Origin of the sequence: Scytonema sp. PCC 10023 (assembly GCF_963920835.1) — a bacterium.
Classification (GTDB): domain Bacteria; phylum Cyanobacteriota; class Cyanobacteriia; order Cyanobacteriales; family Nostocaceae; genus Kalymmatonema.
The window spans coordinates 1-6482 of record NZ_CAWUDP010000201.1; the positions used below are offsets into that span (position 1 = coordinate 1).

Annotated in this window: 6 protein-coding genes and 2 pseudogenes; 6 read left to right on the top strand and 2 right to left on the bottom strand. The window is 41.2% G+C overall.

The genetic code is table 11. The annotated features are described in order from the left end of the window. A partial coding sequence (locus ACM0OZ_RS47245; RefSeq protein WP_414589889.1) for a hypothetical protein occupies positions 1-201 on the bottom strand: 201 nt, incomplete at its 3' end. A 31-nt stretch (positions 202-232) separates the two neighbouring features. Between ACM0OZ_RS47245 and ACM0OZ_RS47250 the strand changes: the two genes are divergently transcribed. The 6 genes and pseudogenes from ACM0OZ_RS47250 (at position 233) to ACM0OZ_RS47275 (ending at position 5560) form a co-directional block, all read left to right on the top strand. Beyond that, positions 233-670 carry a hypothetical protein gene (locus ACM0OZ_RS47250; protein WP_414589890.1) on the top strand — a complete coding sequence of 146 codons (438 nt, stop codon included), beginning with the start codon at positions 233-235 and terminating at the stop codon, positions 668-670. Between the two features lie 426 nt (positions 671-1096). Then, entirely contained in the window at positions 1097-1786 is a 690-nt protein-coding gene (locus ACM0OZ_RS47255) for an AAA family ATPase (protein ID WP_414589891.1), read from the top strand. A 71-nt stretch (positions 1787-1857) separates the two neighbouring features. Continuing rightward, entirely contained in the window at positions 1858-2838 is a 981-nt protein-coding gene (locus ACM0OZ_RS47260) for a ParB/RepB/Spo0J family partition protein (RefSeq protein WP_414589892.1), read from the top strand. Between the two features lie 226 nt (positions 2839-3064). Continuing rightward, complete coding sequence (locus ACM0OZ_RS47265; protein WP_414589893.1) at positions 3065-4015, top strand: ParM/StbA family protein; 951 nt, start codon at positions 3065-3067, stop codon at positions 4013-4015. Positions 4016-4056: 41 nt separating this feature from the next. Beyond that, complete coding sequence (locus ACM0OZ_RS47270) at positions 4057-4305, top strand: hypothetical protein (RefSeq protein WP_414589894.1); 249 nt, start codon at positions 4057-4059, stop codon at positions 4303-4305. Between the two features lie 125 nt (positions 4306-4430). After that, a pseudogene (locus ACM0OZ_RS47275) lies at positions 4431-5560 on the top strand (ISAs1 family transposase). Positions 5561-5770: 210 nt separating this feature from the next. Here the strand turns inward: ACM0OZ_RS47275 and ACM0OZ_RS47280 are convergent. After that, a pseudogene (locus ACM0OZ_RS47280) lies at positions 5771-6148 on the bottom strand (IS701 family transposase); the annotation flags it as partial. Between the last annotated feature and the right edge of the window lie 334 nt (positions 6149-6482).

Genomic DNA, 6482 nt, shown 5'->3' on the forward strand with positions numbered 1-6482 from the left:
ATCGCCTGTTGAAAGCCAGCTATAGAGAGGTATTGGCATTTTTCGGAGATGTCTAATGGACAAGGGAATGACACTTGCATCACTAATATAGTAAAGCGATTGGCTCCGCCAGTGCCCTTTGGGCAATCGCTCATAGTCGTTCCATCTGCTGCCAGTGCCAAACGTTTTTCGTCCTTTGGTCACATACTTAAAATCCAGCATAGTAGTAGACTAAAGCAAGCTGTAATATTCAATGAAGCTCGTCTTGTTTTGGTTTTATCGTCAGCATCTCGATACCATTCTCGCAGTAGAAGAGCGCACAGTATTCTCTTTTTTACCCAGTAACTCTGCTAAAAATACTGAAACTGTCGTCAGTCCCCGCTTATTGGGTCATTACTATTCCAAAGCTCCACATTGCCATGAAAAAGCAGGGGAGCAGAGGAGCAGAGGGAAAAAAATTTTCATTTGTTCTGGTGAAGCAGCGCTCTTGGTAGGGTTTCCCTCATGTGCCACTGCAGTCTTGGGGTCTCACGCCAGACCGCTCAATGGGACGGCAGTTGCTACAACGGGGGGAACCCCCACTTGCTCCACTTGCTCCCCAAGTGGAGCAAGTGGCGTCAGCCGTAAGGCGTGGCCGTTCCCACTAGGGTACACGCACTTTATGACGGCTACTTATGACCAGAGTCAATAGCATACCGTTACACGCTTACCTCGTACATCTCGCAAACCATTGATTTTGAGGGAAAAGTGAGATTAACCAAAACGTTTTGGTTAATCTCACTTTTTGAAGTTTGCTGGATTCAGTGGTATCATCAAACCATACATTTTGGTTAGTTCAGCAGGTGAAATACTGGAAAAAACCGACGAAACTACGCCACTCGTTTATTTTCGTTGATTGATCTTTGAGGGTAGGCTTGACTCATTTTTCCAGCTCTGTTCCCCGTAACGTTGGGTACTCGTTCTAACAAGGAAGCTCCTAAAGGGAGCCGCTGCGCTAAGGCAGAATGTTAGGGGACGCCAGACATCTGCGGCGGGAGACCCATCTGCAGTGCTGGCTCGACAATGCGTCGGCATTTTGATTCTTGTTGACCAACTTTAAGTATTTTTAATGAAGCCCATGCCAAAATCTAAGTCTATAGAATCTGCAGCTACACCACAGAAGCTTCCCAAAATTTTGGCATTTGCTAACCAGAAAGGTGGTGCAGGCAAATCAACAGGAGCCGTACATGCTGCTGATTGGTTTAGTCAGAAGGGACATTCCACTATCCTGGTTGATGCAGATGGTCAGCAAAGTTCATCCGGTTGGTTAAAGGATCTGGGACTGCCTTACAAGATCATCAGCGATCCAGAAGTTCTGTTTGACGAACTTCCTTTGTTGGCAGAGTCCTACGATATCGTGGTTGTGGATGGACCCGGGAATGCAAGTGAAGTGACCAAAGCAATTTTGATCCGCTCTAATCTAGTACTCATTCCCTGTAGGGACTCTATGATTGACCTAGCAAGTACGGGCAAAATTATGCAGTTCGTGCGTCAGGCAAAGGAGATCCGAGGAGGTTCCCCGATTGCGGCGGTTTATCTCAATGCAGTGAAAGACAACACTATTTTGTTGCGAGAAGCTAGAGAAGCCTTGCAAAGCGGCATCATACCATTGCTTAATACCACTCTCCCCGACCGCCAATGCATTAAGGATGCGCCAGGACAAGGTAGTACGGTGTTTCGTATGAAAGGAGAGGCTGCCAAAGCAGCGGCACGTGCTTATACCAAAATCCTTACAGAAGCTTTGAAGCTATTTGAATCTGAATCGTAGCGGTTTCAGCCGTACCATCTTGCTATCTGGCCATTTTACTTACAGTTTCTACACTTGGAGGAGATTTTTAGATGACGACTCGACGACAACTTAAAGATGCTATTTCTGACAACGAAGAATTGAACTTCGTTTTTGGGCAAGCGACTGCTCAGAAAATTGTCCAAACAGCGGATGTGACCCAAGAACAACTTATTAAGCGCAGTGCTATTGTTTGCACATTCACATTTGTTCCAGATGGCAAGCCAGTCCGGCATTATTACGACCCACAAGAGCTAGAACAATGGGCACTAAACGATATCAAGCCCAACGGAATTCGTTCGCCTCTGTGGGTTCGCCCTGCTCCAAATCAGTCAGGAAAATATGAACTAGTTGCAGGACTTCGTCGATTAAAAGCGGCAACAATTTTGGAACTAGAGGTTGTTCCCGTCAAGGTTTTTGATTGGGATGACCGTACCGCTTTCCACGCTGCCATATCGGAAAATACAAATCGCCGAGATTTTAGTGCTTTGGAGGAACTAGATAATACTTTGCGATTGCTTGAAATTCAACTTGGATATGACACAGAAGAAGTAGTCAGTTTTTTATATAGAATGAATAATGCCACGAAAGGAACTACTAACCAAAACGTTTTGGTTAGCGAAGAAGCTGAACTTGTTCAACAGATATTTGATTCGTTCGGGCAAATCACTTGGCAATCCTTCGTCGCTACTCGGCTTCCTTTGTTTAAAAAACCAGCAGAAATCTTAAATGCTATTCGTCAGGGGAAAATTCATTATACTAAAGCGATTTTGATTGCTAGTATCAAAGATGAATATAGCCGACAAAATCTGCTAGAAGAAGCAATTAGTCATTCCCTTAGCCTTTCCGAAATCAAGCAACGAGTTAAGGCATTAAATGATACTAAAACACCGCCCAAACCTCTAAACCTCAAGCAACGCTTGACTAAAACAGTTGAAATGGCAAAGAAAAACAAGATGCTTTGGAATGACCCAAATAAAACCCAGCAACTAGAGCAGTTGATTAGTCAGATTGAAGCGATTGTTATAAATTGATATTAAGCTCGGTTGATTAGCGGTTTCATTCTATTTGGACAGCTAAGAACGTGCTTTTCCCTTTTCATAATTAATCTAATCATTCATGGGGTATAAGTGGGGGCTATAAATACCCCAAAAATTGTTAAGAACTTTTTCAGCAAAATTAACCCCTATACAGGGTATATATAGGTGCTTTTTAGGGTATATTGAACTCATTTCGGTTTTATACCCCACTTGACCCCCTATGAGTTCTAAGAACATTCACGCGAATCAAAAGATTTTTTGTGCGGGTTTTGATAATGGCTATGGTAGCGTCAAACTGTTAGTCGATGGTTTTGATGTGATTAGAATTCCTAGTTACATCTCAAAAGAAGAAATGGAAGATGTACCCGGTAGGGTGGTTTTTAACGGTAATGCCTACACTGTTGGGGAGTCAGCTTTCCGCACTGGATACTACTTCGAGCGAAACACAGATAGCAACATCAACAAAGTCAACAATGCGCTCATCACTTTGTTAGGTGCGTTGGCTCATTTGCCATATCGTAAGGTTTGGCACTTAAAGCTAGTTGTCAGCTTACATGATATTGCTTTGACAAGAGAGCTGTGTCAAATACTCAATGGAGAATATCAACCAATGCTCGCTGGCAAGCTATCTGATGTCAAAGTAGAAGTTCTTAAAGTCGTGCCTGAAGGTATGGGTGCTTTATTTGATCGAAAGCTGCCCAAAAAGTTAACCGTCGTAGATTTTGGGAATGGGACAACACTTTATTCTCGTTACTTCCAGGGTAAAAGAGAAGTACATACTCCCTACGCTGCTGGTGTGGAAGTTCTCATCGGTGAGATTGCCAAAAAGATGAAACATCTCAACGGTGGGAAGCTTGGGGACTTATCAAAAATTCGCTTTTGTCTGGAAATGGGGCATACCAAATACAGCCGTGATATTGATATCAAAGACATATACACTACTTGTCTTAAAGAATGGTATGAAACCTATCTGAAAAAACCAGTCAATCTCGCCCTTGATGCCAAACACCAAGGGGATGAGATTTGGGCTATTGGTGGTGGTTGCTTGCTTCCTGGGTTTAAAAAACTGCTCATACAAAACGGGTTTGAAATTCTAGAAAACCCGGTAGAGGCTAATTCTTATGGGCTATTACAAATGGCTAAAGCAATTGTGATGACTGTTAACAGTTAACAGTGAATCGTCAACAGTGAATCGTCAACCACCACAATAACATGGTTTCTCAGCAAGACAAAACTCCAGAAAAAGTCCGCATCAAAGATAGCTACCGCGAGCGTATATTCCAAGAATCCCAACGATTAGGTAAAAGTTATTTAGAGACGCTTTACTTTATTGTTGATTGCTACTTTGCGTTTAAGCAGGGTGCATTACCAGGGCAAACGCATCTAAATTTTATGCTAGGGATGGGTGTAGCATTTGTGCTAAGATGCATGGGCGAACTTTGGCACTGCGGTATCCAGTAGGAATGATTGCGAAGTGTGTCGTGTACGGACAAAGGGCGATCGCTTCCTTGAGGTGATTGCATAACGTGGTATTTTCAAGAATAATTCTTTTCCAGTATAAAAAGCGTCTATAATCACACTAAGAAGTGAAACTTCAGCCGAAAATTACGATTGCTGACCACTTTGCTGATTTGGAAGACCCGAGAGTGGAACGCACAAAACAGCACAAGCTAATTGATATGATCATCATCGCCGCGCGGTTATTTGTGGAGCTGATAGTTGGGTAGCAATAGAGACTTATGGACAAGCAAAGGTTCAGTGGTTGCAGCAGTTTTTAGAATTACCAAATGGTATTCCATCTCATGATACATTTGCCAGAGTTTTTGCTCGGATTAACCCGGAACAGTTTCAAGGGTGTTTTGTGAGTTGGATTAAGTCTGTAAGTAAAATTACAGAAGGAGAGGTAGTAGCTATTGATGGTAAAACTCTAAAACATTCCTATGACAAAGGAGGAGACAAAGGTGCTATTCATATGGTCAGTGCTTGGGCGACTGCTGATAAATTAGTCTTGGGACAAAGGCAAGTAGAGGAAAAATCTAACGAAATCAGAGCAATTCCAAAATTAATCGAGATTTTAGACATATCTGGTTGTATTGTGACAATTGATGCAATGGGATGTCAAAAAGATATTGTCAAATCGATTACCCAAAAACAGGGTGATTACATTATTACTCTGAAAAAGAATCAAAATAATTTGTATAAAAGTGTAGAACAACTCTTCCGAGAAGCAATTGCTACGGGTTTTCAAGGCTTTAATCACAGTGATTATCACACTCGCGAAGAAAATCACGGACGAGAAGAAATTCGTCATTATTTAATGCTATCGGATATTGCAGATAAAATAGACCAAAATCAAAAATGGGCAAATCTTAAAAGCGTAGGGATGGTAGAATCTATCCGAACTGTAAATGGAAAAACCACAGTTGAAACTCGTTACTATATTAGTAGCTTAGCTGGTAACGCGAAATTATTAGGGCTGTCAGTCCGCAGCCATTGGAGCATCGAAAACTCGCTGCACTGCGTACTTGACGTTGCTTTTTCTGAAGATGATTCTCGTATTAGAAAAGATAATGCACCACAAAATTTTGCGGTGAACCGTCATATAGCAGTTAATCTTCTAGGCAAAGAAAAGACTAAAAAACTGGGAACGAAAAATAAACAGTTTTTAGCTGCGATGGATAATGACTACTTGAGTAAAGTTTTACAATGTAGCTGATAATTTGGTAACATTAACGTTCATCAAAAGATTTCTGACACACTTATGTGCTTATAGGTAGTAATTTTACTGAAATTTGATTCCAAATAAGCCTGAATTGTTATCAACAATTTGGTGGTTGCACATTCCGGCGCGATCGCTCCTTGGAGTCGGCTAGTTCTGGCAGAACAATAGATTTTTTTGTTTTTACAACATAGAATTTATATTTTGTCAAGCAATTTTAGATGCGTTTGCCCTGGATGTTCTCACCATAAATTGCTCAATCCCACATACTTGTTTGATGGCTCTGTGATAGCACTCGATGCCCCAATGAATTGAATGTAATGATTTAAAATCCACTCGGGTAATTGCAATTAGCGCATCTTCATTAGGCAAGTAAATGATGTAATATCGTTTATCTTCGTTTTTGAATGTCTTGCGAAATACTTTCACTTGCCCAAAATTTTTCAGGTGTACCATTAAACCTTCATCCGGAATTTCCAGGTTTTGGATTTGGGTGTAATCTCTACCATTGATTGATACTTTCCGATTCTTGGCAACGCCCATGAGTAACCCTAGATTCTTGTCTTTTATAAATTTCAGGTTATCCTTGCTAGCATATTATGCATCTGTTGTCACATATGTAGGTTTTAATCCCCAACTCAAAACTTCGGTAATCATTTCTCTTAAATAATCGTTTTTAGTTTTGTTCTCCTGTTTGTTATAAATTCGATAATTCACAGGTATAGACTTACCTTTGAAATCCGTGTAATACAAGGTAATTAGCTGAATACCTTTGACTACACGATGATGTTTCCCAGACCAAAAGTATCCAATCAGTTCTGTTAGAGATGGGTCACTATAAGGCTTATCAATAATCGTATCGTCAAGTGTGCCGATGGGACGAGACAGCGTTCATTGTACGCAGCTTTGGTTGTTTTAC